This is a genomic window from Agromyces humi (assembly GCF_009720255.1).
Taxonomy (GTDB): Bacteria; Actinomycetota; Actinomycetes; order Actinomycetales; family Microbacteriaceae; genus Agromyces; species Agromyces humi.
In genome coordinates, this window is record NZ_WJSP02000591.1 from 1 (window position 1) to 1,652 (window position 1,652).

Annotated in this window: 1 pseudogene; it reads right to left on the minus strand. The window is 74.3% G+C overall.

The annotated features are described in order from the left end of the window. A pseudogene (locus GH736_RS22610) lies at positions 1–665 on the minus strand (DNA polymerase III subunit gamma and tau); the annotation flags it as partial. Between the last annotated feature and the right edge of the window lie 987 nt (positions 666–1,652).

Genomic DNA, 1,652 nt, shown 5'->3' on the forward strand with positions numbered 1-1,652 from the left:
GAAGCCGCGCCGGAAGCGCCGGCGCCGCCGGTCGATTCAGGCGCCACGACTGGATCGCCGGTCGGGATGGCGACCGTGGCCCAGGAGTCGACGGACCCGGTCGCGGCGGCATCGGCCGCCTTCGCGCCGCTCGGCCGAACGGCTGCGGCGGACGAGGCCGGAGCGGCGGACCCGGCACGCGAGGCCGGAGCGGCCGGAGTGGCGGGCGCTGCTGCCGACGCGGGAGCGGACGGGCCAGCGGACGCCGCCGACGGCGCTGCAGACGACGCCGACGCGGCAGGAAGCGCCGCCGAGGCGCCGGAGCCGGCCGCCGCCGACGACGACGGGCTCTCGGACGCTCGACTGGGAGCGGGCACCACGGGCGCGGGGGCGGATGTCGGTGACGACGCCTCGCCCGGCGCGTCACCGCGAGTGGCGCCCTCGACCTTGGCGATGAACTTGACCGTGACGCCCAGCACCTCGCTGATGGCGCTGCGAAGCAGTTCGCTCACGCTCTGGCCCGGGGCCCCGCCCCGGAATCCGGCGACATCCTGCTCGCTCGGGAACGCGAGGACGAGCACCTCGCCGTCGCGGAACTCGCGGACCTGTGCGGTGAACGCCACCATCCACGCGCTGCGCTTCGTGCGCTGGAGGGACGCGAGCACCTCGGGCCAGGCGTCGCGCATCTGCTGCAGCGTGACGGGACCGACGGGTCTCTGGGCGGACGCGGGAACAGCGGATGCAGTTTCGGGTGCGCCGGCGGCGGCAGGTGCCGTCGCAGACGCATCGGATGACGGTGCGGCGCGGGAACCGGGCCGTGGCGGCATCGGCGGTGCCGAACGCCGCGGTGGCATCGTCGGTGCGGTACCCCGCGGCGGCATCGTCGGTGCGGTATGCCGCCGTCGGCGCGTCGTCACCGAACGACCACACGGGCTCGGACGCGGCCTCGGGCTGGAACGCCACGCCGGGCTCGGCATCCCGGTCAGGCTCGGGGCCCTGCTCGAGCTCCGTGTGCGTCGACGCCGGCTGGGTCCAGAACGGCGCGAGGGGAACGTCGTCCGCCGGCTCGCCGTCGGAAACGGCAGTCGCGTCGTCCACCTCGTCGTCGCCGTCGCCGTCGAACCCCGCCGCCGCGAACGGCAACGGCCGTTCCAGCCCGTTCGCGTCGCGCTCGGGGTCGGCCTTCGGGTCGGGCGCCGACGGGTCGGGCGTCAGGTTCCAGAAGTACCCCGTCTCCGCGAGCTCGCGGGCGACCGGGGACCCGTCGTCGGGCTCATCGTCGATGGGCTCCGCGTCCGCGTCGTCCTGGTCGTCGAGCGTACGGTCACGCCCGAAGAAGCGGCCACGAGGTGCACGGGGCGCCTCGGGCTCATCCGCCTCGTTCGATGCGATGGCACGACGACTGACAGGCCGTCTCTCCAGGTTCTCGCTGCGGCCGATGTCGCCCGGAGTCCGAATCCGGAGAAGAGCGTGCAGGGCGACGGCGATGCGACGCAGCACGGCGACCGCATTGTCGGGTGCGTCGCTCGACGTCACGCGAGGCCGACGCCGCGGATCGTCAGGATCATGAAGAGCAGCATCGCGCGGCACCTCGGGGCCGCCCAGACGGTCGTATTCGATGGCACTGGCCGTTGCGTACGAGGACGCGCCCACGCGTGCCATCAGGGGAGCCG